General features: G+C 52.8%; 20 protein-coding genes. 7 read left to right on the plus strand and 13 right to left on the minus strand.

Annotated features, from left to right (window positions below; all coding sequences use genetic code 11):
• Positions 1 to 24 precede the first annotated feature (24 nt).
• Complete coding sequence (locus ACYVHB_RS13945; RefSeq protein WP_461052353.1) at positions 25 to 702, plus strand: alpha/beta fold hydrolase; 678 nt, start codon at positions 25 to 27, stop codon at positions 700 to 702.
• Positions 703 to 778: 76 nt separating this feature from the next.
• Here the strand turns inward: ACYVHB_RS13945 and gatC are convergent, their stop codons facing one another.
• Genes gatC through purH form a run of 3 tightly spaced genes read right to left on the minus strand, consistent with a single transcriptional unit; the run spans position 779 to position 3,469 of the window.
• Positions 779 to 1,066 carry an Asp-tRNA(Asn)/Glu-tRNA(Gln) amidotransferase subunit GatC gene (gene gatC, locus ACYVHB_RS13950; protein ID WP_461052354.1) on the minus strand — a complete coding sequence of 96 codons (288 nt, stop codon included), beginning with the start codon at positions 1,064 to 1,066 and terminating at the stop codon, positions 779 to 781.
• A 46-nt stretch (positions 1,067 to 1,112) separates the two neighbouring features.
• Positions 1,113 to 1,838 carry a lysophospholipid acyltransferase family protein gene (locus tag ACYVHB_RS13955; RefSeq protein WP_461052355.1) on the minus strand — a complete coding sequence of 242 codons (726 nt, stop codon included), beginning with the start codon at positions 1,836 to 1,838 and terminating at the stop codon, positions 1,113 to 1,115.
• The gene (purH, locus tag ACYVHB_RS13960) at positions 1,838 to 3,469 is read right to left on the minus strand and encodes a bifunctional phosphoribosylaminoimidazolecarboxamide formyltransferase/IMP cyclohydrolase (protein ID WP_461052356.1); all 1,632 of its coding nucleotides are present in this window, start codon (positions 3,467 to 3,469) and stop codon (positions 1,838 to 1,840) included. Before purH ends, ACYVHB_RS13955 begins: the two co-directional genes overlap by 1 nt.
• A gap of 229 nt (positions 3,470 to 3,698) precedes the next feature.
• Here purH and ACYVHB_RS13965 point away from each other — a divergent pair, with 229 nt between their 5' ends.
• Positions 3,699 to 5,237, plus strand: coding sequence for an oligosaccharide flippase family protein (locus ACYVHB_RS13965; protein ID WP_461052357.1), 1,539 nt, complete (start codon positions 3,699 to 3,701; stop codon positions 5,235 to 5,237).
• Positions 5,238 to 5,337: 100 nt separating this feature from the next.
• On the plus strand, positions 5,338 to 8,943 hold the full coding sequence (locus ACYVHB_RS13970) for a VCBS repeat-containing protein (RefSeq protein ID WP_461052358.1): 3,606 nt from the start codon (positions 5,338 to 5,340) through the stop codon (positions 8,941 to 8,943).
• A 281-nt stretch (positions 8,944 to 9,224) separates the two neighbouring features.
• Here ACYVHB_RS13970 and ACYVHB_RS13975 read toward each other — a convergent pair whose 3' ends face one another.
• The 4 genes from ACYVHB_RS13975 to ACYVHB_RS13990 all read right to left on the minus strand — a co-directional run bounded on the left by ACYVHB_RS13975 (position 9,225) and on the right by ACYVHB_RS13990 (position 14,586).
• Positions 9,225 to 10,115: a DUF4249 domain-containing protein gene (locus ACYVHB_RS13975; RefSeq protein WP_461052359.1), complete on the minus strand. Its 891-nt coding sequence runs from the start codon at positions 10,113 to 10,115 to the stop codon at positions 9,225 to 9,227.
• A 73-nt stretch (positions 10,116 to 10,188) separates the two neighbouring features.
• Positions 10,189 to 12,618, minus strand: coding sequence for a TonB-dependent receptor (locus ACYVHB_RS13980; protein ID WP_461052360.1), 2,430 nt, complete (start codon positions 12,616 to 12,618; stop codon positions 10,189 to 10,191).
• 209 nt (positions 12,619 to 12,827) lie between these two features.
• Positions 12,828 to 13,700, minus strand: a complete 873-nt coding sequence (locus ACYVHB_RS13985; protein WP_461052361.1) for a PPK2 family polyphosphate kinase — start codon at positions 13,698 to 13,700, stop codon at positions 12,828 to 12,830.
• Between the two features lie 4 nt (positions 13,701 to 13,704).
• Complete coding sequence (locus ACYVHB_RS13990) at positions 13,705 to 14,586, minus strand: PPK2 family polyphosphate kinase (protein WP_461052362.1); 882 nt, start codon at positions 14,584 to 14,586, stop codon at positions 13,705 to 13,707.
• Positions 14,587 to 14,772: 186 nt separating this feature from the next.
• Between ACYVHB_RS13990 and msrA the strand changes: the two genes are divergently transcribed.
• The 3 genes from msrA (at position 14,773) to ACYVHB_RS14005 (ending at position 16,919) form a co-directional block, all read left to right on the plus strand.
• Complete coding sequence (gene msrA / locus ACYVHB_RS13995) at positions 14,773 to 15,336, plus strand: peptide-methionine (S)-S-oxide reductase MsrA (RefSeq protein ID WP_461052363.1); 564 nt, start codon at positions 14,773 to 14,775, stop codon at positions 15,334 to 15,336.
• Between the two features lie 304 nt (positions 15,337 to 15,640).
• On the plus strand, positions 15,641 to 15,883 hold the full coding sequence (locus ACYVHB_RS14000) for a hypothetical protein (RefSeq protein WP_461052364.1): 243 nt from the start codon (positions 15,641 to 15,643) through the stop codon (positions 15,881 to 15,883).
• 478 nt (positions 15,884 to 16,361) lie between these two features.
• The gene (locus tag ACYVHB_RS14005; RefSeq protein WP_461052365.1) at positions 16,362 to 16,919 is read left to right on the plus strand and encodes a hypothetical protein; all 558 of its coding nucleotides are present in this window, start codon (positions 16,362 to 16,364) and stop codon (positions 16,917 to 16,919) included.
• A 143-nt stretch (positions 16,920 to 17,062) separates the two neighbouring features.
• Here ACYVHB_RS14005 and ACYVHB_RS14010 read toward each other — a convergent pair whose 3' ends face one another.
• From ACYVHB_RS14010 to ACYVHB_RS14020, 3 genes are read right to left on the minus strand one after another with little or no spacing between them, the layout of a single operon-like run.
• Complete coding sequence (locus ACYVHB_RS14010) at positions 17,063 to 17,314, minus strand: type II toxin-antitoxin system RelE family toxin (protein WP_461052366.1); 252 nt, start codon at positions 17,312 to 17,314, stop codon at positions 17,063 to 17,065.
• Entirely contained in the window at positions 17,307 to 17,501 is a 195-nt protein-coding gene (locus ACYVHB_RS14015; protein WP_461052367.1) for a hypothetical protein, read from the minus strand. The genes ACYVHB_RS14010 and ACYVHB_RS14015 overlap by 8 nt, the downstream gene beginning before the upstream one ends.
• 41 nt (positions 17,502 to 17,542) lie before the next feature.
• The gene (locus ACYVHB_RS14020; protein ID WP_461052368.1) at positions 17,543 to 19,648 is read right to left on the minus strand and encodes a prolyl oligopeptidase family serine peptidase; all 2,106 of its coding nucleotides are present in this window, start codon (positions 19,646 to 19,648) and stop codon (positions 17,543 to 17,545) included.
• A gap of 246 nt (positions 19,649 to 19,894) precedes the next feature.
• Between ACYVHB_RS14020 and ACYVHB_RS14025 the strand changes: the two genes are divergently transcribed.
• Positions 19,895 to 23,137 carry a sensor histidine kinase gene (locus ACYVHB_RS14025; protein ID WP_461052369.1) on the plus strand — a complete coding sequence of 1,081 codons (3,243 nt, stop codon included), beginning with the start codon at positions 19,895 to 19,897 and terminating at the stop codon, positions 23,135 to 23,137.
• Here the strand turns inward: ACYVHB_RS14025 and ACYVHB_RS14030 are convergent.
• The 3 genes from ACYVHB_RS14030 to ACYVHB_RS14040 all read right to left on the minus strand — a co-directional run bounded on the left by ACYVHB_RS14030 (position 23,126) and on the right by ACYVHB_RS14040 (position 25,845).
• The gene (locus ACYVHB_RS14030) at positions 23,126 to 23,668 is read right to left on the minus strand and encodes a 3'-5' exonuclease (RefSeq protein WP_461052456.1); all 543 of its coding nucleotides are present in this window, start codon (positions 23,666 to 23,668) and stop codon (positions 23,126 to 23,128) included. The genes ACYVHB_RS14025 and ACYVHB_RS14030 overlap by 12 nt on opposite strands.
• An 83-nt stretch (positions 23,669 to 23,751) precedes the next feature.
• Positions 23,752 to 25,272, minus strand: a complete 1,521-nt coding sequence (locus ACYVHB_RS14035) for a S41 family peptidase (RefSeq protein WP_461052370.1) — start codon at positions 25,270 to 25,272, stop codon at positions 23,752 to 23,754.
• A gap of 120 nt (positions 25,273 to 25,392) precedes the next feature.
• The gene (locus ACYVHB_RS14040) at positions 25,393 to 25,845 is read right to left on the minus strand and encodes an ABA4-like family protein (protein WP_461052371.1); all 453 of its coding nucleotides are present in this window, start codon (positions 25,843 to 25,845) and stop codon (positions 25,393 to 25,395) included.
• Positions 25,846 to 25,912: the final 67 nt, after the last annotated feature.

Below are 25,912 nucleotides of genomic sequence, written 5' to 3' on the forward strand. Positions count from 1 at the left end.
TTTGCTTCTTCCCTTATACTCCTTATGCCCAACCGCATCTTCCTTATCCACGGCTACGTTGAAGACCCGACGATTTTCGATAAACTCGTTCCCTTACTCCCCCCAGCCGAGTACGTCCGCATCAATCTTGCCGATGAGTTTATTCGCTGGCAACCGGTCGACCTGGTTAACGTCCGGCTGCTGGCGCAGTATCTAACTGACCACTATGCCATTACGCTTGACGATGTCGTGATTGGGCACTCAATGGGGGGCTGGACGGCCATCAACATCAAGCAGGTGAGCGGGGCAGCGGCCATTCTGTTGGCGTCGTTCACCAACCAAAAGAAAATCCTGTTTCCCACCGATAATCTCACCATTTTAAGACTTCTGGTCAACTCGGGTATTACCCAAAGCCGGACTTTGAACAACTACCTCAAGAAGAAATACCCGTTTGCCGGGTCGCGCGAGTTGTACAACCGTCTGATCGACGGGTCGGTGCAGATGCCGCGTCGGTACGTCTGGCAACAGTTGCAAACGCTGTTCGCGAAGGTGCCGCCATTGACAGCTCAACCCAATTTGCGCATCCACGCCCGTCCCGATAACATCGTGGGCGTGCCTGATGAATCGTTTGTGGAAGTGCCGGGTGACCATTTCAGCTTGTTCTTCCATCCAGAACGGGTGGCCGCGCCTATCCGGGCGTTGCTGAGTAGCCGGGTACGATAAGGTATCACGGACTTTAGTCCGTAAAGCTCCCCCATTAGCCAATCTATTATAGGTACGGGCTGAAGTCCAGGATACCTTACTCCAGCACCTTCGGAACTTCAAAAAACTGGCCGTCGTGCTGAGGGGCGCTGGCCAATGCCCGCTCACGGGGGAGGTGGTTGCTTGCCACGTCGTCGCGTAACACGTTCGTCTCGTCCGATAAGTGCGTCAGCGGGGCAACGCCGGTCGTATCAACTTCATTGAGTTGCTCCATCCACGTCAGCACGCCATTCAGGCTGTTGAGCAGGTCGGTCTCTTCTTCCGGGCTGATTTCCAGTCGGGCGAGATGCGCTATTTTTTGTAAGGCTTCGTGATCTACTTTCATGGCGAATGAGTGAGTGAATGAGTGAATGAGCTGGCGCACCGAGTCGCTAATTCACTCTTTCGCTCATTAATCTGGTGTCAATAATCTGGTACGTCTCCTGTTTCAGCTGCTCCACGTCATTCTGCGTCATACCCGTGGTTTCGATGGGTTCGTGAACCACCGCCCGCATTGGGTAACGATGCATTCGGATGCGGCCATCATCGGGCAGGATGCGGTGATTCGTCAGCAGCGTTATCGGCACAATCGGCACCTGCTGCTGAATGGCCATCGTAAACGCGCCATCTCTAAACGGGGCCATTATCGGTATGTCTTTGGCAACGATGCCCCCTTCCGGGAAAATCATGATGCTGCGTCCGGCCTGCAACGTTCGGATCGACTTCGCCAATGAGTAAGCCCGGCTGTTAGGTTGCTTCCGGTCGACCTGCACGTGTAATTTGGCGAACATATAACCCAACAGCGGAATCGTTTTCACATCGCTCTTTCCAACAAACGCGTAATAGTTTTTCACCACGATACCCATTACGGCAATGTCGATGTACGAGAAATGGTTGGCGCAGAAAACGTACGTCTGCTTTGGGTTGGGTCGAAACCGGTACTCCACCCGAATGGGTATGCCTGCCAGCGCGACGAATAGACGACCCCAGATCGCATTGATGCGGTGAGCCAGCGGTTTCCAGGTGTCGCGCTGTAGAAACACGAACTGAACCGGAAACAGGATCAGGTATAGGCCAATCAGACAGACCGCGCACCAGATGGTGTAGAGTAACCGCATCAGTGTTTGAAATGGCGAACGCCCGTCGTGACCATTGCTAACCCGTATTTATTGCAGCAGTCGATGGAATCTCCATCGCGAACGGAGCCGCCGGGCTGCACCACCGCCGTAATGCCTGCCTGGGCCGCAATCTCGACACAGTCCGGGAATGGAAAAAACGCATCCGACGCCATCACCGACCCGGTCAGGTCGAACCCGAACGCACGGGCTTTGTCAATTGCCTGCCGCAGCGCATCCACCCGGGAGGTTTGCCCAACTCCACTGGCTAAAAGTTGCTGGTGGGCGGCTCCGTTCTCTTTAGCCAGCACAATGGTGTTGGATTTTGTGTGCTTACACACCTTCAGCGCAAACTCCAGCGCTCGTACTTCCGGTTCAGTTGGGGCCTTCTGCGTAACGGTTTTGAACTGGTGGGACGTTTCGGTCTGGCTGTCCTTATCCTGCTCCAGCACTCCGTTCAGGATAGTTTTGAACATGACCGTCGGCAGCGCAACGGGCCTGCGTTTCAGAAGAATCCGGTTCTTTTTCGAGCGCAGCAGATCGAGAGCCTCCGGCGCGTAGTCGGGTGCAATCAGGATCTCCATGAATAGTTTATTCAGCTCTTCGGCCGTCTCGCGGTCGACCGGTACGTTTGTGATGAGCACTCCACCGAACGCCGATACCGGGTCGCAGGCCAGCGCATTTAGGTACGCTTCTTTGGCGGTTGGAGCGGTAGCAATGCCGCAGGCGTTGGTGTGCTTGATAATGGCGAAAGCAGCCGACGTTCCAGCGGCCGATGCATCAGAATCACTATCGACCGGCGAAAATTCATCGATCAGCCCCACGCAGGCATCCACGTCGACTAAGTTATTGTAGGACAGTTCTTTGCCATGCAGTTTCTCAAACATCGCTTCCAGATCGCCATAGAACGTAGCCTGCTGGTGCGGATTTTCACCGTAACGCAGGTGGCTGGCCGACAGCTTCCTGAAATCGTAGATTCCTTCATTAGTCGATAGTTGTCGCCGACTTGCTTCCCCCTCCGGCGAAACGGCACCGGCAGACTGCTGACCACTGGAATTCGCAAAATACGCCTGAATAGCGGTGTCGTAGCGCGATGTAACGGCGAACGCTTCTTTGGCATACTGTCGGCGGTCGGCCAGATCGGTCGCGCCGTTAGTTTCGGTGAGCAGCGTCAGCACGTCGGCATACTGACTGCGCGATGACACAATCAGGACGTCGTTGTAATTTTTGGCAGCCGCCCGAATCAGCGAAATACCCCCAATGTCAATCTTTTCGATCACGTCCTCATCCGACGCGCCCGCCATAACCGTTTCTTCAAAGGGGTACAAATCGACGATCACTAAGTCAATCGGCGGAATGGCGTGCCGGTCGGCCTGGGCGAGGTCTTCGGGAACGTCGCGCCGGTACAGAATCCCGCCCATCACGGCCGGATGCAGCGTTTTAACCCGCCCGCCGAATATGGACGGGTAACCGGTGAGATTTTCAACGGCCGTTACGGGAACCCCCAGTTGCTCAATAAACGTTTGCGTACCGCCCGTTGAGTAAAGTTTTACGTCTTGCTCGTGCAGAAGCCGGACAATCGGTTCGAGACCGTCTTTATAAAAAACGGAGATCAGGGCTGAGGAGATTTTCATAGGTAATGCAGAATGGATAATGGAGGATGAGTAATGGCGTAGATACAATGAATAATGCTTGCCCCAGCATTATTCATTCGGGGTCCGTTCCGGCGTACCAGCCCGCACGGTACATTTCTCATTGTTCATTTGAAGGTCAAAGATAGCCAAAGGTCTTAACTTTGCCGTTCGGGACGCATCGTCCTGAACCACGCGTCCCGAACATTCCTGCCGCACCGACGGCCTGCTGATGAGTACGTTTAAGAAGTTAGCGAGTGATACCGCCCTGTATGGAATCAGTACAATTTTGGGGCGGATGCTCAATTTTGTGCTGGTTCCGCTGCAAACGTACGTATTCATCCAGCCGAGTGAGTTGGCGTCCAACGTCGAACTCTACAGTTGGGTAGCTATTCTGCTGGCCATCTACACGCTCGGGCTGGAGACGGCTTTTTTCCGGTTTGCCGCCCGAAAACCAGCCGACCGGCCGAAAGTATTCAACGAAACCCTGAGCATTGTCATCGTCGTCAGCCTGCTGTTCACAACGCTAATCATCCTGCTGACGCCCCAGCTTGTGGTATGGATGAACTATCCGGGTCAGGAGAAATTTGTGATCTGGGTGGCGTTGCTGGTTGCTATTGACGCCATCATGGCTATTCCGTTTGCGCGGCTGCGGGTCGAGAACAAAGCGCGACGATTTGTGCAGGCCAAAATCACCAATATTGTCCTCGTCGTCGCGCTGAACGTATTTTTCCTGATTCTCTGCCGCGATATTTATTACGGCAAATACCTGCTTTCGCTGAAGCCGGTTATCGACCTGATCTATTATCCCAGCATTGGCCCCGGCTACATTATTCTGGCCAACCTGCTGGGCAATGCAACGTATTTTGTGCTCCTGCGTGATGCCTTTGCGGGGTTTCGCTTCCAGCTTAAACCGGCCGACGTGCGGGTGATGCTGACTTATGCTTTCCCCATTATGCTAACCAGTTTAGCGGGTTTGGTCAACGCGATGACCGACCGGCTATTTCTGCAATATTGGTTGCCAGACGGATTTTACTCTGGTCTGACAAGTAAAGACGCCCTAGGTATTTACGGCAATTGCCTGAAACTATCGGTGTTTATGGCGCTGGCAATTCAGTCGTTCAAGTTCGCGGCCGACCCGTTCTTTTTCGCACAAGCCGAAGACAAAAACGCGCCTGATTTGCTGGCCCGCGTCACGAAATGGTTTCTGATTGTTTGCGTCTTCATCTGGGTAGGTGTAAGTCTGAATTTAGATATTATCGGTCTGCTGGTGTCAGAAGGGTATCGTAGTGGCTTAAGTGTGGTTCCCCTGCTGCTGCTGGCCAATCTGTTTTTGGGTGTGTATTACAATATTGCCTTTTGGTTTAAACTCAGCGACAAAACCAGTTTCGGGACGCTGATTACGATGGTGGGGGCTGTGGTCACTGTAGCGGGCAACATTATTCTAATTCCCCGGATTGGCTACATGGGCTGCGCCGTGGCGTTCTTGGCGTCGAGTTTCGTGATGATGGGCCTGTGTTACGCATTGGGTGAGAAGTATTATCCTGTACCGTATGACGTGGGGTCGGCGGTGGGCTACGTTGCCGGTGCCGGGCTGCTGATTTGGGCATCCCAACAATTATCCATCCCCAATCTGTGGGTGGCGGTGCCCGTTCATCTGGCTATGTTCGGGCTGTTTACAGCGGTTGTGCTGTTTGTAGAACGCGACACGGTCCAGTTGGCGCTGACCCGATTTCGGAGACGAACGGAGAAGCCCGTTAGTCACCAATAAATTTCTTAAATGCATTCCGGTGTTTCGCCGGGGTATTTTTTATGGGTAAATTGCAAGATAATCTGCTAATGCTACCACAGTGGCCCATTTGCCTCTATTCATGATCATTCGTCGACTTGGCGGCTCGCTTTTACCAGTCGCAATAGTATGTCTGCTTACCGGCTGTAAAGAGAAACCCCTGTTTGAGCGGCTCGACTCGTCCGACACGGGTATTACGTTTGCCAATACCATCACCGACAGCGACACGCTCAACATTCTCAATTACCAGTACATCTACAATGGCGGGGGCGTCGGTGTGGGCGACTTCAATGGCGATATGAAACCCGACGTATTCTTCGCGGGAAATCAGGTTTCCAATAAGCTATACATTAATAACGGCGACATGAAATTTCGCGATGTTACGCAGTCGGCGGGCGTTGGCGGGGGCGGGCGGTGGTGTTCGGGTGTGTCGATTGTGGACATCAACGCCGATGGTAAGTTAGACGTGTATATCTCGAACACGCTCCATAAAACGGCCGCCCGGCGTGCCAATCTGCTTTACGTCAATCAGGGCAACGACACCGACGGAGCACCCCGTTTCCGGGAGATGGCCACCGACTACGGCATCGCCGATACGACCTACACGACGCATTCGGCATTTTTCGATTACGATAACGACGGCGACTTAGACCTGTATGTGCTGGTCGACCAGATCTTTGACGAGAAAACGACAGCTAATTTACGCACGCAGAAATCGGATGGCACGTCGCCCAACGTTGACCGGCTCTACCGCAATGATTTCGACGCCAAACTCGGTCATGCTTATTTTACCGACGTATCGAAACAGGCGGGTATTCTGCACGAAGGCTTCGGACTGGGCCTGAACATATGTGACATCAACCGCGATGGCTGGAAGGACATCTACGTCACCAACGATTTTGCGACGAATGACCTATTTTATATCAACAACAAGAACGGGACATTCACTAACCGCAACCGGGAAGCGTTCAGGCACACCAGTTCTTCAGCAATGGGCAACGACGTGGCCGACATCAACCACGATGGACTGGCCGATATTGTAGCCATGGACATGCTGCCCGAAGACAACCTGCGCAAAAAGAGCCTGATGGGTGGCAGTAATTACTTTGTCTATCAGGAGTGGGATCGGCTGGGCTACGCACACCAGTACGCCCGCAACACGCTGCAAATGAATCAGGGGGTACGGCCATCCGGGGTACGGCCGTCCGGGGTATCGCCCCGGCGCACCGGACCGTCCGGAGCACGGCAGAATGACACGGCGACGGCAAACATGCCGGTGTTTAGTGAAACGAGTATGCTGGCGGGTGTGGCCGAAACCGAGTGGAGCTGGTCGCCGTTGCTGGCCGACTTCGACCACGATGGGCACCGCGACCTACTGGTTACTAATGGGTTTCCGCGCGACGTGACCGACCGCGATTTCACCAACTACTACAGTGGCGTCAACAACCTGCTGACGAACGCCATGCGGATGGAACTGACCACTAAAATGCCGCAGGTGAAGGTCAGTAACTATGCCTTTCGAAATAAGGGAGATGCAAGCTTTGAAAACGTAACCGACCGCTGGGGCATGACCGAACCGAGTTTCTCGAATGGTGCGGCCTACGCTGATTTCGACGGTGACGGCGATTTGGATTACGTCGTTAACAACATCGACGACGAAGCCTTCGTCTACCGAAACAACCTCTCCGAAAAGAAACCGGAGAAGGCGCACTACCTCCGCATTCGGTTCGCGGGCGATGGGGCTAACCCGATGGGTTTGGGTGCAATGGTCGAATATGAGTTGCCCGGTGGCCGGAAAGAATTATACGAACATACACCGTATCGAGGGTTTCTGTCCAGCGTTGAGCCGGTGGCCCATTTGGGTCTGGGCGAGGTGACGACCATTAAAAACCTGAAAGTAACCTGGCCGGGCGGGCGGGTGCAAATCCTTCCCAGCGTCAACGCCAACCAGACAATTACGGTGAACGCTGCCAACGCCCGGCTAACCGCACCGGCATCGGCAGTGACTTCGCAACGGCTGTTGGAAGACGTAACCGACTCGCTTGGATTAACGTACCAACACAAAGAAGTAGACTTCATTGACTTCAACCAGCAGAAAACGCTGCTCCACAAATTCACTGAATACGGTCCGGCACTGGCCGCTGGCGACGTTAACGGCGACGGACTGGTCGATCTCGTTGCGGGGGGCAGCTCAAACTACGCGACGGAGGTACTGCTGCAACAGCCTACGGGCCGATTTATCCTGAAACCGTTACCCACTAAACTGTCGGAAGACGCTGGTTTGCTGCTTTTCGATGCTGATGCTGATGGTGATCTCGACCTGTACGCAGCCAGCGGCAGCACTGAATTCATGCCGAATCAGATGACCGACGCGCTGAAACACCGACTCTATTTGAACGATGGCAGCGGAAATTTTACACTGGTCCCGGATGCCCTGCCCAACATTCAGGTTAGCGGCTCGTGCGTGAAAGCCGCTGACTTCGACCGCGACGGCGACCTCGACCTGTTCGTCGGCGGGCGTGTGGAACCAAACAAATACCCCACGCCGGTAGCGAGTTACCTACTGCGCAACGATGCCGCACGTGGTAAACAGCCGCGCTTCACCGACGTAACGGCCCAACTCGCGCCTGCTCTTGCTAAAGGGGGCTTGACCTGCGACGCGCTCTGGACGGACTTCGACAACGACGGTGATGCCGACCTGATGCTGGCCAGCGAATGGGCACCGCTAACGATGCTTCGTAACGATGAAGGTCGGCTCAGCCCACTCGACAACAGCGGCTTATCCGACAAGAGCGGCTTCTGGAACTCGTTGACACCCGGTGACTTCGACAACGATGGCGATGTGGATTACATAGCGGGCAACCTCGGCCAGAACACGCTTCTGCGGGCCAGCCCCGAACGCCCCGTGCGGATGTACGCGGGCGACTTCGATAACAATGGATTCTACGATGCCTTCACGTCGGTGTATTTCAAGAATCCGAAAGGTCAGTATGATGAGTACCCGTACTTCGGTTGGGATGACATGGTTCGGCAGATGATCGGCATCAAAAAACGGTACGTGAAATACGGGGCGTTCGGGCAGGTTACCATGAGCGAAATACTAACCGAAGAAGAACGAAATCAGGCGCTGAAACTATCGGCAACCTACTGCATGAGCAGCTACGTCGAGAACAAAGGGGACGGCCGGTTCGACGTTCGCCCGCTGCCGGTGGCGGCTCAGGTGGCACCCGTGTTTGGTACGCTGGCGCAGGACCTTGATGGCGACGGAAATATGGACGCGGTGCTGGTTGGCAATGATTACGGCAGCGATTTAGTAGCCGGGCGGATGGATGCCTTTAGTGGATTGGTGCTTAAAGGCGACGGCAAGGGTGGCTTTATCCCAATAACCATGCAGAAAAGTGGCTTCTACGTGCCGGGTAATGCAAAAGCCCTGGTCAATTGGCCCGACGCGCAGGGACGCTGTCGGCTGGCAGCATCGGAAAATCGGGGGCCACTGCGGGTGTTTGCCGTGCGACAACCGCAAACGTTCGTTCCGGTCGACGCCCGCACGATGGCGGTTGATGTCAGGCTGAAAAACGGCCTTAGTCGGCGTCAGGAAGTACCATTTGGCACGTCGTTCTATTCACAGTCAGCTCGGGGCGTTTGGTTGCTGCCGGGTGAGCGCATCACGAAGCGGTATTCATTTTGAGTAAGTCGACCTGCTTTTCAACATTCTGTGAGCTTGGGGGCGACTACGAAATGCGTTTGGCTTGATTCTTGATTAAGTCGTATTAATCAATGGATTAATACGATATGAGGATCATTAAAATTTTCCTGGCTTTGCTGGTAGCCTTTTTGCACCTCGCCTTAACGTTGATTATGGCAGTGGGATTTCTGGTATTTCTCATCCCCGGTGTCGTTGTTCGTTACTCGTTGAGTAGGCAATGGCAGCCAACTGAATCCTAATTACGCGCGGCCAAATGCGCTCAGTTACTCACGCACATTTTCGGTCACGACCCGAACGGCACGGCTCCGTATGGCGGTTGCCAAGAAAAATCCGGTTGCTTTTCGACCGCTGGCGTTTTTGTTAACAATGTTCGTCGGCACGTTAGCGGGGGGCGTGGCAAACAAGCCGCCATTCGTAATTTGTTGACTAAACTGCTGCCAGAAATCAAAAGCCTCCGGTGTCAGCGACTGCACCTCCACCTTCACCGTGTCGTTGAGCGCGTACAGACTGTCCGGATTAATCGACTGGCGGAACGGCCGGATAAACACCAGCCCATCGGTGTTGGCACTACCCGGAAACGACGCGTCTTTCAGCGTGATAATATTTTGTGGCTTGTTCGCTATTTTGCCGTTGCGGTAGTACCGAACGCGATAATAGTCGGTTGCTCCCCGGAAATCGCGGGCGAAGAACTCAGCCTGATACCCTTCCGTTGTGGAGAGCGGATTTATCTTTTCTTTTCGGAAAATAATCGAATCGACCGTGGGCACCCGATTCATGCGCGACGTGGCCGTGTACGTATCACCCTGGTAGGTAATTGAAAGCCGGTAGGTTTGCCCAACGCGTCCAAGTGTGTCTTTCGCACCCGGTTTCCACGAATAATAGCCATCGTTATCGGGATCCGTAAAGGCGAACGTCCGGCCCGTGCTGTCAGTAACCGTCACCGCTGCGCCCGAAGCAACCGGCGGAGTACTATTGTTAAAATAAGGGGCCGTCTCGGTAAGCCGAATGGTCTGTGGACCGGGTTGGTCAGTCAGCGTACCATCAACCGAGAGTTGCACCGGCCCCGTATCGAGGTCGGCGTCAATGACCGTTTCGCAACTGGTCAGCGCGATGCCGGTCAGCAGGATTATGCTATAAAGAGGTGTGTGTTTCATGGTTTTGTTATCTTTTCCCTCACCGACCCCTCACCCCCGGCCCCTCTCTCAAAGGGCGAGGGGGTGAGGGATGTTAAAATTTAAAATTATACGTCACCGATGGAATAGCCGTCGCGAACACCGAGTAGCGGATGGCCTCCGTCACGCGGGGATTATCGTCATTGGCCTGAAAAAACACCGAGAATGGGTTTTTACGAGCATACACATTGTATACCGAAAACACCCAGTTGTCCGATTTGCGTTTGCCGGAGCGTTGGCGTCCCTGCAACGTAGCCGCTACGTCGAGCCGGTGATAGGGTGGGATGCGATAATTATTGCGTCCGCCAATAACCTGCCCCACGTAGTCGCCGTACTCGAAGCGGTTGGTAGGAAAGGTGGCAGGGGTGCCACTCGCCAGTGTGAAGGTTGCCGAGAAATTCCAGCGTTTGGCCTGTAACGGGTCAACCAACAGTACCGTTGTGAGCGTGTGCGGTTTGTCGAAACGCGTTGGAAACCAGCCGCCGTTGTTGATACCTGTTACCTGCCGCTCGGTGCGGGCCAACGTGTAGCTGACCCAGCCGTTGACGACGCCCGTGTTGCGCTTCACATAAAATTCAGCCCCATAAGCCCGGCCTTTACCACTCAGCAGGTCGCCCTCCAGAAATTCGTTCAGGATCAGGTTCGCGCCGTCGATGTAATCAATCTGGTTTTGCAACCATTTATAGTACACCTCTACAGAAGCTTCAAACTCACTGCCTGCCCCGTTCGACTTCCCAAAGTTTTTGAAAAACCCACCTGCAATCTGATCGGCAATCTGCGGTTTGATGTTATTGGTTGAGGGCGTCCAGATGTCTAAAGGCGTCGAAGCGGTTGTATTGGAAATCAAATGGATGTACTGCGCCAGGCGATTGTAGCTCAATTTGAGCGAACTGTTGTTGCCCAAGTCGTATTTGGCCGAGAAACGAGGTTCCCAGTTTCCATACGTTTTAATGGTTTCACCGCGTCGATACTGCACCGACGTGATCGGGAAGCGGCTCGTTCCAATGGGGACACTGGTTGTGAACGCATAAGCATCGCCGGGTCCAACGTAGTTGAACAAGGAGTAGCGAAGGCCGTATTGGAGCTGAATTTTTGGCGATAGCTGTTGCTCGTTGCCTGCGTACAGTGCGTTTTCGAGTGCGTATTTATTCGTTAACCCAAACGTTCGGATGTCGCCCGAACTGGCAGCGGTAGCCGTGCCGGGCTGAAAATCGTGCAGAATACTTTGCCCACCAAATGTGATCGTGCTTTTACCGAGGAACAGCGTGAAATCAGGTTTAATGCTGTAATCGACAATGCGTGAATCGGTTCGGAAGTAGTCACCGGAATTTTCGGGTTTGCGTTTTAGGTCCGAGTCGAGCGAGTAATCATAATTACTGTAATAAGCGGTAGTGTTCAGAAACAGTTTGTCGCTGAAGACGTGATTCCAGCGGGCCGACCCCGTGGTATTGCCCCAGTTGAACCCAAAGTCAGCCCCGAATACATCGCGGCCGAAGTAGCCCGACAAAAACACCGTATTTTTATCGTTGATGCGGTAATTGGCTTTGGCCGTCAGGTCGTAGAAATAAAACTTCGAGCCTTTCAAATCATTCCGTAGAAACGGCTGCGCCAGAACGTCGGCGTAGGACCGGCGGGCCGCTACAATGAACGATCCCTTGCCTTTGAACAAGGGCCGTTCGTACGACAGACGACTGAATATCAAACCGATACCGCCGTTCAGCTCTGGCTTTTTGGCGTTGCCTTCTTTCAGCCGAACGTCCAATATTGACGCGATCCGGCCACCATAATTGGCTGGAATACCCCCTTTAATCAACTTTACATCTTTGACGGCATCGGGATTGAAAACGGAGAAAAATCCGAACAGATGCGACGAATTATACACCGGCGCTTCGTCCAGCAGTACCAAGTTCTGGTCGATGCTACCCCCCCGGACGTTGAAACCCGTGGCTCCCTCACCCACCGTCGATACGCCCGGCAGCAACTGAATACTACGCACCACATCGACCTCGCCAAGCAGCGCCGGAATGCGCTGGAGTGTTTTAACATCGATTCGGTTGACGCTCATTTCAATATTCTTGACGTTGTCGTCCTCGCGCTTCGTCGAGACCACAACTTCCCTGAGTTGTCTACCTTCTTCCTTCATCTCTAAATCGAGCCGAATATTACGGTCGATCAACTCCACAACCTTCGTTTGTTTTTCGTAACCAACATAGGAAATTACGAGATTATAGGTGCCGGGCGGCACCGGGACGGCGTAAAAGCCGTAGCTGTTGGTAACGGCCCCGGTCCCGGTTTCCTTTACGTAGACCGATACCCCAATTAGCCCTTCGCCGTTGGCTGCGTCTTTAATGTAGCCGCTAACGGTGTTATTAGCCTGAGTGGCAGGACGATTAAGTGAATTCTGATTAGTCTGCGCCCGAATATTGGGAGTAATAGTTAGTATCGAAAGCAGGCTAAGCAGCCAGGGTAGTCGGTTATATTTCATAGTGTTGTCAGTGATGGGGTTGGCTGAGGATCGGCCGCCGGAGTTGTATTCGGTTGACAACGCAAAAGTACCTCCCTATAATTTTGGGGCGCTTAGTATTTAGATGAAGTCGTTATTTATCGGGGTGAAACCCTTGATTTAGTGGGGTGAACGGTGTATTGTAGAAAGCCTTAGACCAGTTAGTGTCGCCAGTTGTTGACGATAACCCTTTATTTATTCTGTTTCTCAATCGCCTTAATCAACTTCTGCGCTTCTTTGTTATCCGTCTCAGGAAACGACGTTGGCAGCGACTCCAGTAGTTCGGTCAGGATGGTTGCAATGATAAGCTGTTGATTCGGCCGGTCGTCGCTCGGGATCACATACCACGGATTTTGCCGGGTAGCCGTCGCGTTGATCGTATCTTCGTAAGCCCGCATGTAGTCAGGCCAGAACTGCCGCTCCTCCAGATCATTATCCGAAAATTTCCATTGTTTCTCTGGGTCGTTCAGGCGGGCAATCAGCCGCTTTCCCTGCTCTTCCTTTGCCACGTGCAGGTACAGTTTCACGACCGGGAAGCCATTGCGGAACAGGTAATCCTCGAAATGCACAATGTCGCCGAACCGCTGCTTCCAGAGTGTCTTCTCATCTTTTGGCAGCAGGCTTTCGGGAATATACTGATTCTGCAACCGCTTGGGGTGGACGCGCATTGCCAGCACCTCCTCGTAGTAGGTCCGGTTGAACACGCCGATGTAGCCCCGTTCGGGCAACTCCTGCCAGAACCGCCACAAAAAATCGTGCTTTTGATCTTCTTCGCTCGGTTTTTTAAACGCAGCCATTTTAAACCGTGACGGATTCACACCCTTAAACACGTGCCGGATGCTGCTATCCTTACCGCCCGCGTCCATTGCCTGAAATAACACAAGCAAGCCATAATGGCCATCGGCGTGCATCCGGTTCTGAGCCTGGTCAATGCGGTCGGTGAGCGCATTGAGCTGACGGCCCCGGTCGGCTTCGTCCGCGTAGAGCAGCTCAATCCGGGTGGGCGCATCCGCAATGGAAAAGGGTTTCGTACCGCTATAGCGGAATTGGTTGGTGTTGAGCATGGGGTTACTGACCCTGAATGACAGAGATCAATTTTTGCAGTTTCTTAAACCGCTCCTCATCCGGTTCGGGTTCGCGGATTGGAAGCTTCTTCAGTTCGTCGATTACAACACGGCCCACTAACAGGCGCATGTTCTTTTTATCGTCGGCGGGAATTACGTACCAAGGTGCGTTAACCGTGGCGGTTTCGTTAATAGCTTCCTCGTAAGCGTCCTGATAATCGTCCCAGAATTCGCGTTCGGCTACGTCGCCCTCGTCAAACTTCCAGTTTTTGTCAATTTCTTCAATGCGGGCAATGAGTCGTTCGGCCTGCTCTTCTTTGGATACGTGCAGATAAAACTTGATCGTTGGAAAGCCGTTGCGGTGCAGAAACTTTTCCATGTCGCGGATGGCTTCGTAGCGGTGCTTAAAGAGCTTGTCCAAATCGTCGGTCGTTTTTTCGGGCAGTCGCTGACTCTGCATCAAAATTTCGGGGTGAACTTTGGCCACCAGTACCTCCTCGTAATAGGACCGGTTGAAGATACCGATGGTGCCCCGTTCGGGCAATTCACGCCAGCTCCGCCACAAAAAATCATGTTCCAACTCCTGCTCAGACGGCCGTTTGAAGGAGTACACTCGCACTCCGGTTGGATTAGTACCCGTGAAAACGTGCTGGATGGTGCCGTCTTTACCCGCTGCATCGAGTGCCTGGAACACGAGCAGTAGTCCATAGCGATTGTGGGCAAACAAGCGTTCCTGCCACTTATCAATCTCTTCGGCCTGCTGACGCAACAAGGCTTCATAGTGCGCATCGTCTTCGTAAAGGTCATCTACTTTGGTGGGCGCTTTCTTGATCTTCAGAGGCTTGTCGCCGTCGTAGCAAAAGCGGTCGGTATCGAAGTTTTCCACAGAATGGGCGCGTAAACTTTACGCTGTTCGGTTATGTTCTTAGTATAGCTACCAAAACAACCACAAACGAACCCAATGGTTACGTCTGTCTTTCGTAAACAAGTGTCCATGCTGGCCCATTCTTTAGCATTGGCCCTTGGACTGAGAACGAAGGCGCGGCCGGTTGTTCAACAGCAACCAACAACTATGACTACGAATCAATCCGAAAATTTTGAGAAAGCGACCTTCGGCACTGGCTGTTTCTGGTGTACAGAAGCCCTTTATGAATCGCTCGATGGCGTTATCGATGCGGTGTCAGGGTATGAGGGGGGCGAAAAGCCAAACCCAACCTACAATCAGGTTTGCTCCGGCACAACGGGCCACGCCGAGTGTGTGGAAGTCACGTATAACCCCCAAAAAATAACGTATCAGGAATTGTTGGAAGCGTTCTTCCGTAGTCACGACCCCACTACGTTGAACCGTCAGGGGGCCGACGTTGGCACCCAGTATCGCTCGGTGATTTTCTACCACAACGATGAGCAAAAGCGACTGGCCGAGACGGCGAAAACCGAACTGGACAAAGCCGGTGCTTACAACGACCCCATTGTGACAGAAATCAGCCCGGCCGAAACGTTTTACCCGGCCGAAGCGTACCACCAGAGTTATTTCGCCAACAATCCGAATCAGGGCTACTGCGCTTTCGTAATCGCGCCCAAGCTGGACAAGTTTAAAAAAGTGTTCAAAGAGAAATTGAAAACTGTAAATGCGTAGTTAGCGCTACTGGCAATTTATTAAAGCCCCGATATGGGGCTTTTTTATTATACTTATTTTACCATATCCTTCGACCTGTTTTTAATGTACATACACTAATTTGTTTAAAGTTAATTACAATAAAGGTGTAACTAACTTTGTGCTTGTATACAGCGACTTAATCAATTTTATAAAAATTACATTTCTATTTTGCGTCATTTGTTATATTTGCCCATGTCAGGTTATAGAAAGGTCTTATACTGGTGTGCAGGAATCTATATCTTGATAATTTAAAGTTTAGCAAAACGTTTAACCTACTCATCGTATGACCCGTAACGACTTGTTTTTCAGCAATTTAGTAGCAAAAGGTTACACGCTATCGTCCCGTCAGATGACTATCATTAACGGAAAACGTATTTTTCGGCTGACATCCAGCTTAGATTTCGACGCGGACGACTTGTTAAAAACGTTCCGAAGCAACGGGCTGAGCGTTGACGATTTCGATGTTCAACAGCAGGGAAACGGAATCTATCAAAATTATCAAATCAAGGTTACCGTAACCACTTAACTTTCCGGCGGTCGGTAGTGGGTATTGGCTTTTGCGGCTTCAATTGTCCTGCCATTTGATCAACAACGCCAGTCCCGGCAATCATCAGACCCTTTTGTGATTGCGTATGACAATAAATCACGACCTCAACTGCTATATAACACCGCATGGACCGTATTGGCACGGTACGTATCTGTATGAAACCAGCGTGTCCGGTATTCCTACCGTACGATGTTGATTAAAATGAACATCGTACGGTTTTCCCGGCCCTTCTGTTCCGGTCAATCTGATAGCACGGCTGGTTAGGTTACGACTAAATAGGTGCCAGTACAGTGCTTTTTCGACCAAATCACTAAATTGGCAAGCTGTTTGTGTTTATGTTTGCGCTACTGAATCACACGTGCATTCGACCGCTAAGTAAGAGTACATGGCCGTGATTTGGCAAGCGAAATGAATACGCGTTTATTTGTCCAAGTTTTACATAAATCACGTTTTTCACATGAAAAAATTCAACTTTCTTCTCCTGCTGGTCATTGGCCTACTGGCAGGCACTCAATCATTCGCACAATTAGCCGTCGACAAAGGCACTAAATTTTTAAACGTTGGCGTCGGTGTTGGCGGTGGTTATGGATACGGTGGTCTTGGCGGATATGGTGGCTACAACCGGGGTATTTTGCTTGGTGCTTCGTTCGAGGTTGGTGTGGCTCCAAATATAACCGTCGGTGGCTTCGCTGATTACCGGCGCATTAGCTTCGACGGAATTACTGGATTGAATGATTATGGAGTCAACTACATTTATATTGGCGCACGCGGCTCCTACCATTTCAATCAGCTTCTTAGCCTGCCCACTGACAAAGCAGACCTCTACGCGGGCATCGGCTTAGGTTACCTAAGTGCGAATTATGATGATGCTTATTTTAACGGTTATAATGCAGGTGGTATTTTTGTTCCCATACACATCGGTGGCCGGTACTTTTTCAGTGAGAAAGTTGGTGGTTTCGCTGAACTCGGCTCAGGCGTTTCCCTACTCAAACTTGGCGTGACGTTCAAATTTTAACGAACTGAATCTTCTCAACAAAAAAGCAGCACTTTCAATCGAGAGTGCTGCTTTTTTATTGGGGACGACACTACTTACTGGCTACTTCCCGCAACGTTTTCATGCCCATGCTCCAGAAAATAGATGCTTATCTCATCGATATATTACTTGTAAACATCCTTGCGGTTGCCAACTTTTAATACTTCTATTAGCAGCATGTCGTCCAGTATCGAATAAATAATGCGGTAATCCCCAACCCGAATGCGGTAGTTCTCGGAACCCGACAGTTTGACACATTTAGGGGGCCGTGGCTGATGGGCTAATTTATAAATTGCCTTAATTAAGCGTTCAGCGGTCTGAACGGGTAGTTTGTCAAGAGTTTTCTCCGCCGTTTCGGTAATGAGAATCTCATACATCCGCCCGATTCTTTTTTGACAGAATACGCTGAGCTACTTCGTCAAATTTCTTCTTCGGTTCCTGCTTCAGTTGCTCAGCTTCCAGTCCATCCAGAAAATCCTGCAAGGCATCTTTGTGCAGTTCAGCGTCGATCTGAACTGCCTTTAAACGATCCTGCTCATCGCGCAAATAGGTGATTCCTTTCATGGTGTTACTGGCCAGTTAACAAATTTACGGATAAAACAGCATTACTTACTGGCTACTTCCCGTAGCGTTTTCATGCCCATATTCCAGAAAATGAACGCGTAGATGTCGGCGGTAGTTTCGATATTCTTCTTGGTATTGCTGGCCCCGTGACCCGAGTTCACATCGACCCGAATGAGAACAGGGTTCGTGCCTTGGTAGACCTCCTGCAATGTGGCCGCGTATTTGAACGAGTGAGCCGGTACGACCCGGTCGTCGTGGTCGGCGGTGGTAATCATCGTGGCAGGGTAATTGATGCCCGGCTTCAGGTTGTGCACCGGCGAATAAGCGTAGAGTGCTTTGAACTCGTCCGCATTATCGGCACTGCCATAGTCGGCAATCCAGTTCCAGCCGATGGTGAACTTGTGAAACCGGAGCATGTCCATCACGCCCACCTGCGGAATGGCCACCCGGAACAAGTCGGGCCGCTGATTCATGACTGCGCCCACGAGCAAACCGCCGTTAGACCCGCCCTGGATGGCTAAATTGGCCGGGCTGGTGTACTTCTGGGCAATCAGGTATTCGGCAGCGGCAATAAAATCGTCGAACACATTCTGTTTTTTCAATTTCATGCCCTGCTCGTGCCAGGTTTCGCCGTATTCGCTGCCCCCGCGCAGGTTGGCCTGGGCATAAATGCCGCCCTGCTCTAAGAACGGTATCCGCAACGGGCTGAAGGCGGGTGGCAGGCTGATGTTGAAACCACCGTAGCCGTAGAGCAGCGTGGGATTGGTGCCGTCGAGTTTCAGTCCTTTGCGGTACGTCAGAAACATGGGCACTTTGGTTCCGTCCTTGCTGGCATAAAACACCTGCTTCGTTTCGTAATCGGTCGGGTTGAAATCGACTTCGGGGGCGCGAAAAACTGTGCTTTTGCGCGTCGCAATGTCGTAGCGGTAAATCGTGGGTGGGAACGTGAACGAGGTGAAGCTATAGAACACAAACTTGTCATCTCTCTCGCCCCCGAAGCCCCCCGCCGAGCCGATGGCAGGCAGCGTAATGTCGCTTTCGCGCTTACCAGCGTAGTTAAACACCTCCACCAGCGAAGTTACATCTTTAGAGTACTCCACAAATAACTTACCCCCGGCCGCACTGACGCTATTTTCGGCGATGGGCTGGGGCCGCTCGGCAATGAGGGTCGAAAATGCCCGCTTCTTCGTGTCGAAGGCCACAACTTTACTGTTCGGCGCTTTCTCGTTGGTCAGAATTAGCAGCCGGTCGCCGTCGTTATCCACCACATTGTAGCTGAAGTTGGTAACGTCGGCCACAACCGGCGCGAACGTTTTCTGACCAGACTGATCGTCCATGAAAAACAGTGCGTTACCATCTTTTCCCTGCCCCCGGTCGCTGATGGTGAGCAGCACGAACCGCTCGTCGTCGGTGGTGGCAACGGTGTGGAACCGCTGCGGATTTTTGGCATCTTCATACACCAACCGGTCAGCCGACTGGGGCGTGTTCAACTGGTGATAAAACACCTGATGGTTCTCGTTTTTAGCCGCCAATGCCGAGCCTTCGGGTTTAGGATAGCGGCTATAGTAAAATCCATCGCCCTGCCAGGCCGCGCCCGATACCTTTACCCAGTCGATTGTTTCGGGCAAATACTGTTTCGTGGCGAGGTCCATGATCTGGTACATCTGCCAGTCGGAGCCACCTTTTGAGGTGCCCACAACGGCGTATTTACCCGTTTTGGCCAGTGAAAACACGCCCAGCCGCGTTGTGCCGTCGGTTGAGAGTTTGTTGGGATCGATCACTAACTCAGGTTTACCCTGCAAACCTTTCTGGCGATACAGCACCGATTGGTTTTGCAAGCCATCATTCTTGTAGAAGTAGAAGTAATCTCCTTTACGGCTGGGGGCCGAGTATTTGGGGTAATTATACACCTGCTCGAGCCGGGTTTGCAGTTGCTTCCGGTAGGGTATTTGGGCTAAATAATCGAACGTGACCTTATTCTGCGCTGTCACCCAGTCGGCGGTTTCGGCCGAGCGGTCGTCTTCGAGCCAGCGGTAAGGGTCAGCAACTTTCGTACCGTGGTACTCGTCGGTCTGATCGGTTTTGCGGGTGCCGGGATATGGCAATCGGATGTTTTCTTGGCCTGATACTACGGACGAACTTAGCATGAGCAACAGATAAATCGGGTAAGTACATTTATACAGAGACATAGGCGAGAAATTTACAGGGGTGTGCATTAATTATAAGCCCACGAATAACGCGCTAATGGGTCGCAAAGGCAACTGCCAAACAAGCATGACAACGGCTCACCGTGAATTTATGAGTATGTATGAACTCGTGTTCCTTGATAGACTTGGAAATATGATAAATATGTGGCTCATTTACAGCCTCTTACCATTACCCACTCTTATCAGATGAGTCTACGTATACGTTGCATCTGTCTGTGTACCAGCTGGATTCTACTAATCCAGTTGGGGTGGGCACAAACGAACCCAACAACCAGTACGGCGTTTCGGGTCGATCATATCGGCGTTAACGATGGGCTGACCCAGGGGTCCGTTTATTCGATTCTCAAGGATAGCCGGGGGTTTCTGTGGCTGGGTACGCAGGACGGTCTCAACCGCTACGATGGCCATAACTTCCGCACGTTCCAGCCCGCCAGCCGACCTTTATCGGCTGAACCGGCCAAAACAAGTTCGGGCAACATTCGGGGCGTCAGCATTCTGGGAATCGTTGAAGACCCGGACGGTAACCTATGGATTGGTACGGACGACGGACTAAACCGCTACGACCGCCGACGTGATCGTTTCGATTTTTATCCGGCTACCAGCCCCGACGGAAAGCCGCTGATCGGCCGGACGTTGCCGATTTGTGTGGATAAAACCGAACTGCTCTACCTGAGCGATGCGGAGGGATTGGTTCGGCTGGATTACCGAACCCGGAGCAAAACGACCCTGTCGGCCACTTTACAACTCACCAACGAGTATGACCTGCCCAATTCGACCGTCCGTACCCCCTCGGGCGATATTTGGCTGCACGCGCCGAGCGGGTTACTCCGCTATAACCTGCGCGACTGTACCCTGTCGAGCTACTTCAGCGACCGGCGCGACAATCGGTTTGGACCGGCGCGCACTGTATTCTCGTTCTTCATCGACGCCGACGATATTGCTTGGCTCGGCACCGAAACCGGCCTGATTCGGTTCGACCATCGGCGTAACGTCTACCAGTCCTACGAACGGCTGGGCATTCAGCCACTCAGCGCGGTTTACAGCATTGCACCTGACCAGAATGGTCAGCTCTGGATTGGCACCAAGCGCGACGGTGTACTCCACTTCGATAAACGGTCGCACCTGTTCGGGCAAGTTGATGCGTTCACTAATGCGAGCCAGCGACTGAGCGAGTTTGAAGTCAGCAAGGTATATGTCGATGACTTAGGCATTATCTGGGCTAACCTGGACCCCAATGGCCTGGCCCGCATCATACCCGGTGCGTTTGTGCTGAATGGCCTGACCAAACATCAGTCGTTGGGTACCCTCGCCCCCAACCAGAAATTAACGAATTACACGGTACGGGGATTTCTGGAGGAACGGTTCGACCGGGTCTGGATTGCTACTGAGCAGGGCGTTGATGTGTTCAATCCACGCACCAACCGCATTGTGCAGCGTTACCTCACCGACCGAAAGCGCGGGTCGCAACCAAAGCATAACATTATGAGGTGCCTTTACCGCGACCCGCAACGGCGCATTTGGCTGGGGGCATCGGGCGGGGTGCTGGCGTTTGACAATAAAACCCAGGCATTTACTCCAATTTTGTTCACGACTCCGGCCAGCCAGGTAAGTGATAATTATGTGCGCAACTTGGTGAGCATCAATGACACCACCCTGATTGCCGCTACGGAAGACGGTTTGTATTCGCTCAACACGGTTCGGCGTAGCTGGTCGAAACTGCCCGTGCTGGACAGGGTGAATATTTTCAATCTTTGGTACGATATTCCAGCGCGGCAGTTGTGGGTCGGTACGGAACTGAACGGATACTACTGCTACCAAGTGCCCAGCCAGCCAGCGGCCCCGTGGCGAAAAATTCGGTCGGGCTTAGCCGGTTACATGGTGCTACACCTGCGGCCCGATACGATCCGCCAGTGTATGTGGTTAGCCACCGATCAGGGATTGGTATCGTTGCAACCCAGGACGGGAAAAATCAGTGTGTACACAACCCAGCAGGGGTTGGCCAATGCATTTGTGTACGGCTCCCTTGCCGACACCGACAATATTGTTTGGTTCAGCACGAACCGGGGCATCTCGCGGCTCGACCCGGCCACCCGGACGATTAAGAATTTCGACCTGAACGACGGGTTGCAAGGGTATGAGTTTAATGGTAACGCGTTCCTGCGAACGGCCGCTGGGGAGTTGTATTTCGGCGGTGTTACAGGGTTCAACCGGTTTCGGCCCGATCAGTTTCGCAGCTCGTCTATCAACTCGCCCGTCCATATCTACAATGTTAAAGTCAACGAAGAACCGATCAAAACAGAAGAATATGTCGGTGAACCGGATCAAATTAAGCTGGAACATGGCCAGAACACTATTTCGATGGAGTTTGCCGCACTCGACTACCGAAGCAATGGCCGTAACACCTACCAGTATCAGCTCACTAACTACGATCCGCAGTGGGTAGTGGCTGGCCCGAGAAACTACGTTCGTTATGCGAACCTACCACCGGGCGAGTACGTATTTCAGGTAAAAGCGGCTAACAAAGACGGCCACTGGAGCCTTCAGACCCGCAAACTGAGCATTCATATTCAGCCCCCGTTTTGGCAAACAATTCCGTTTATCCTGCTTTGTATTACGCTGCTTGGGCTGGGCATTTTCGGCTGGGTCCGGCAACGGGAGAACGCCATCCGCCGACAGCAGGCCGACCGGCTCCGATTAGCGTTCAGCATTCAGGAGCAGGTAAAAAAAGACATTGCCCGCGATCTGCACGACGAAATCGGGACACGGCTGGCCACCATCAAACTCTACACCACTCAGCTAACGCAGCAGGTGGGCGAGACCCCGGCCATTCTGACACTCAAAACCACAATTTTTACGCTCATCAATGACACCATCGGCGACGTCAGGAACCTGCTTCGTAAGTTAAATCCACAAACGCTGGAGCAGCACGGCTACGTAGCGGCCGTCGACGAATTGTTAGCCAGGGTCAATGCCAGCGGGGTCATCAGCACCAAATTGCTGGTCGACGAACTGGCCCCGGCTGACGCACCGAATGGACCCCAACCAGCCACAACGGCTGCCCCCCGGCCATCCGCCGACACAGAGGTGATGCTGTACCGGATCACGCAGGAACTGGTGAGTAACTCCCTCAAACACGCCAACGCGCATCACATCGAACTGCGCATTCAGCAGCAGTCCGACCGGATGTTGCTGGACTACAGCGACGATGGACAAGGGTTCGAGTACGACAAAGCCCGGCGCAATGCCTCAGGCTTAGGATTAGGCGGCATCGACTCGCGGATCTCAGTGTTGAATGGAAAGGTAAATTGGCAAACGGGACCGGGCATCGGTACGCGGGTGCTGGTTGAGGTGCCGATTGGACTGGTCAGCAACGGGCGACGGCCCAGATTCCCAAACCAAATGCCTGCTTCTACCAACTCAGCCGGGTAGCTGAGGAGTCGGTTCCAAGCGGGGAATCAGTCCCCGGTCGTCGTGCCGAAGTAACAGTTCAAATAGCCGGACCGTAGCCGCTGCGTCGCCCTGAGCGCGGTGACGGTCGTTGAGTGGAATATTCAGCGAGTGACAGAGCTTGCCCAGGCTATAAGAGGGATAGCCTGGAATGAGTTTACGACTCGTTCGAACGGTGCAGAGTGTTCGCCGGAAGTAATCATGGCCGAGCCAGTTCAACTCTTTTTTAATGAAATTGAAGTCAAAGCCGACGTTATGGGCGACGAAGACAGCATCCTGCGTAATATCAAGCACGGCAGGAGCGATGTCGGCAAAAGCTGGGGCATTAGCGACCATAGCGTCCGAAATGCCGGTCAGGTGCCGAATAAACGGGGGAATAGGACACCCTGGATTGAGCAGGGAGTGGAACGAGTCGACAACCTGCTGTCCATCATGGCGAAAGATAGCGATTTCGGTCAGTCGGGAGGGGCCTTTCACGCCCCCGGTGGTTTCTACGTCAACGATGCAATACACGGTATAAAGATACGAATCATTGGCGAAAGAGTGAATGAGTGATAGAACGACGGTCATTCTATCACTCATTCACTCTTTCACCTTTATCGCAACGCCTGCAAGCGCCGAACCGATTGCCCATCCAGCGGTGCCCCGCCGGGACCGGGACGAATCACGATACCCTCCCGAATCAGTTGGAGCGTGTAGGCGAGCACATAGTCGCGGTTAGTCAGCAAATCGTCGTAGCTGCGTGCGACGGCAAAGTCCGGCTCCACCGTGAACCCATTGGCGCAGTCGGCCTCGACGGCGTGCGTCAATTTTTTTAGTGGAATTCTAACCTGCATCCGCGAGTTGGGTAGGGTGACAGTTTTGAAATGACCAGCAAAATCACCCCAATAGGCGCTGCCACTGGCTTCCCCGATAAACGTACCCAGGCCCGCATCGAGCGTTTTAGCCAGCACCGAGGTAGCCGCCGAAAACGACGCTCCGTTCATCATAAAGTACAGATTTCCGGTGAACGCGGTGCGGTGGCGGGGCCGGTAGCGGAAACGGGCCGACCGGCTCACAAAGCTGCCCGCTCGGGTAGGCCGGTATTTCATGCTGAAATTCAGGGCCGACAGCGGATTCCAGCGCGTGACAAATTCCGCACGGGCTGCCCGCTTCATCTCTTCGTGTTCCATGATGGTGAACGAATGCGGCATCCAGTAACGCAGCAGCCGGGCCGAATTCAGTACAATGCCGCCCCCGTTCCCCTGCATATCGACCACTAAATTCTGAATATTTTGGCGTTTCACTTCGCGAAAGGCTTGCCTAAGCCGCCGGTTGAATACGGACTGAAAGGGGTCCATCTTTTTGAGGCCCATAAACGACGAGACCCGCAGCACGGCCGTTCGGGTGAGGGTATCAACGACGCGCACGGACAGATTAGGCCGGTGGTCGATCTCAAACTGATACCGCCGGTGCAAAATTGACCGGAAGCCGTTGAGTGTTGGACACCGCAGGCTGGTTTGCCGGATGAGCGTGTCGCCAGAAAGCCGGTAGCTGATGGTAATGGAATCGGCCGAACCGAACCAGGCCGCGTAGTAGTCGGCAAACTGTATCAAACTCCACTGACGTCGGCCGGTGAGGTTGTCGCCGTCGGAACCTGAATGGTCATACTCCATCAGCTCGCGGTGAAGATCGGCGACGGTGCGGTTGTTGATGGTGAGGAGTTGGGTACCCCGCCGGAGACTCGTATCGGCCGACACATTATGGCTGATGTAATACTCATCTTTAACCGGTCGAATAAAAAACGGAATGAACCGCGTCGTTCGGCCGATATAGTCTTTGCGGTGGTTAAGATTGGTATGCCCGTCTTTAATGGCCGTTACGAGCGGACTCACGTGATGGAAAAGCGTTCGGTAGTCCATCGGGGCCGTCAGCCGGTTATAGAGCGAATCGTAAAGCTGCTCCATCCGGGGCTGGGGCGTGTAATACCCCATGCCGGGGTGCAGCAAATCGAGTTTTCGCTTCAGGTAACTGAGGTCCTGGCGGGCCTGGTCCGGGGTGAATAGCTGGGCAATAGCTGGGGACTGACACAGCCCGGCACAGGCAACGATTAAGAGGAAAAATCGAACACGAGTCATCACCAGAAGTCACGGTTACAAGCCAAGAAGTTGGCTTAGCAGTTGATCCGTGAATATAGAGTTTAGCGCAACTATTATCAAGCAATATTGTTTAAAACAATATTTTAATTTCGTTTAAGGTTATTTTCTCAGAAATAAACGAACCAGACCATAAAGCAGTAGTCCGCTCGGCCCCAGCATAAAGCACAGCAGCATACAGGGGATAAGCCAGCCGTGATGGATACCCTGCGCCTGTCCATCGCGCAATACATAACTCCCGGCCACCAGATCGAACGCTAAGTAGTGAATCCATCCGGCCAGGGCAGTTTCTTTCTGGCCGCTGCCCATGAGTGACATGACACCGGGCAAGGTGCTGAACGCCCGGAAATCCAATCCCGGACTGGATGGTCCCGTACCCGTATTTGATGCAGGCGCGATGAACAGATAATAAATGTACATACTGCCCAGAATCATGGGGATGGGGAGCATCTGAGCCAGCATCTGCGTGACGCGCCAGCGCGGGGCAACAATCATCATAATCCACTGCGGCAACACCAGCAGATTAGCATACTGAAAAGCGGTTTCTGGAGTCATTTTACAGAGCGAAGTTGTGCGTGGTGAAACTAAACAAATTTCGGCGACAACTGCTTTTATCAAACCT

Source organism: Spirosoma arcticum, from assembly GCF_054779955.1.

Bases quoted from the DNA above. Each gene is read 5' to 3' on its own strand.
- ACYVHB_RS14000 (WP_461052364.1), top strand. From the start codon at position 15,641: ATGACCCGTAACGACTTGTTTTTCAGCAATTTAGTAGCAAAAGGTTAC.
- ACYVHB_RS13945 (WP_461052353.1), top strand. From the start codon at position 25: ATGCCCAACCGCATCTTCCTTATCCACGGCTACGTTGAAGACCCGACG.
- ACYVHB_RS14025 (WP_461052369.1), top strand. From the start codon at position 19,895: ATGAGTCTACGTATACGTTGCATCTGTCTGTGTACCAGCTGGATTCTA.
- ACYVHB_RS14040 (WP_461052371.1), bottom strand. From the start codon at position 25,845: ATGACTCCAGAAACCGCTTTTCAGTATGCTAATCTGCTGGTGTTGCCG.
- ACYVHB_RS13970 (WP_461052358.1), top strand. From the start codon at position 5,338: ATGATCATTCGTCGACTTGGCGGCTCGCTTTTACCAGTCGCAATAGTA.
- ACYVHB_RS14015 (WP_461052367.1), bottom strand. From the start codon at position 17,501: ATGAAAGGAATCACCTATTTGCGCGATGAGCAGGATCGTTTAAAGGCA.
- ACYVHB_RS13980 (WP_461052360.1), bottom strand. From the start codon at position 12,618: ATGAAATATAACCGACTACCCTGGCTGCTTAGCCTGCTTTCGATACTA.
- ACYVHB_RS14035 (WP_461052370.1), bottom strand. From the start codon at position 25,272: ATGACTCGTGTTCGATTTTTCCTCTTAATCGTTGCCTGTGCCGGGCTG.
- ACYVHB_RS13955 (WP_461052355.1), bottom strand. From the start codon at position 1,838: ATGCGGTTACTCTACACCATCTGGTGCGCGGTCTGTCTGATTGGCCTA.
- gatC (WP_461052354.1), bottom strand. From the start codon at position 1,066: ATGAAAGTAGATCACGAAGCCTTACAAAAAATAGCGCATCTCGCCCGA.
- purH (WP_461052356.1), bottom strand. From the start codon at position 3,469: ATGAAAATCTCCTCAGCCCTGATCTCCGTTTTTTATAAAGACGGTCTC.
- ACYVHB_RS13965 (WP_461052357.1), top strand. From the start codon at position 3,699: ATGAGTACGTTTAAGAAGTTAGCGAGTGATACCGCCCTGTATGGAATC.
- ACYVHB_RS13975 (WP_461052359.1), bottom strand. From the start codon at position 10,115: ATGAAACACACACCTCTTTATAGCATAATCCTGCTGACCGGCATCGCG.
- ACYVHB_RS14005 (WP_461052365.1), top strand. From the start codon at position 16,362: ATGAAAAAATTCAACTTTCTTCTCCTGCTGGTCATTGGCCTACTGGCA.
- ACYVHB_RS14020 (WP_461052368.1), bottom strand. From the start codon at position 19,648: ATGCTAAGTTCGTCCGTAGTATCAGGCCAAGAAAACATCCGATTGCCA.
- ACYVHB_RS14010 (WP_461052366.1), bottom strand. From the start codon at position 17,314: ATGTATGAGATTCTCATTACCGAAACGGCGGAGAAAACTCTTGACAAA.
- ACYVHB_RS13985 (WP_461052361.1), bottom strand. From the start codon at position 13,700: ATGCTCAACACCAACCAATTCCGCTATAGCGGTACGAAACCCTTTTCC.
- msrA (WP_461052363.1), top strand. From the start codon at position 14,773: ATGACTACGAATCAATCCGAAAATTTTGAGAAAGCGACCTTCGGCACT.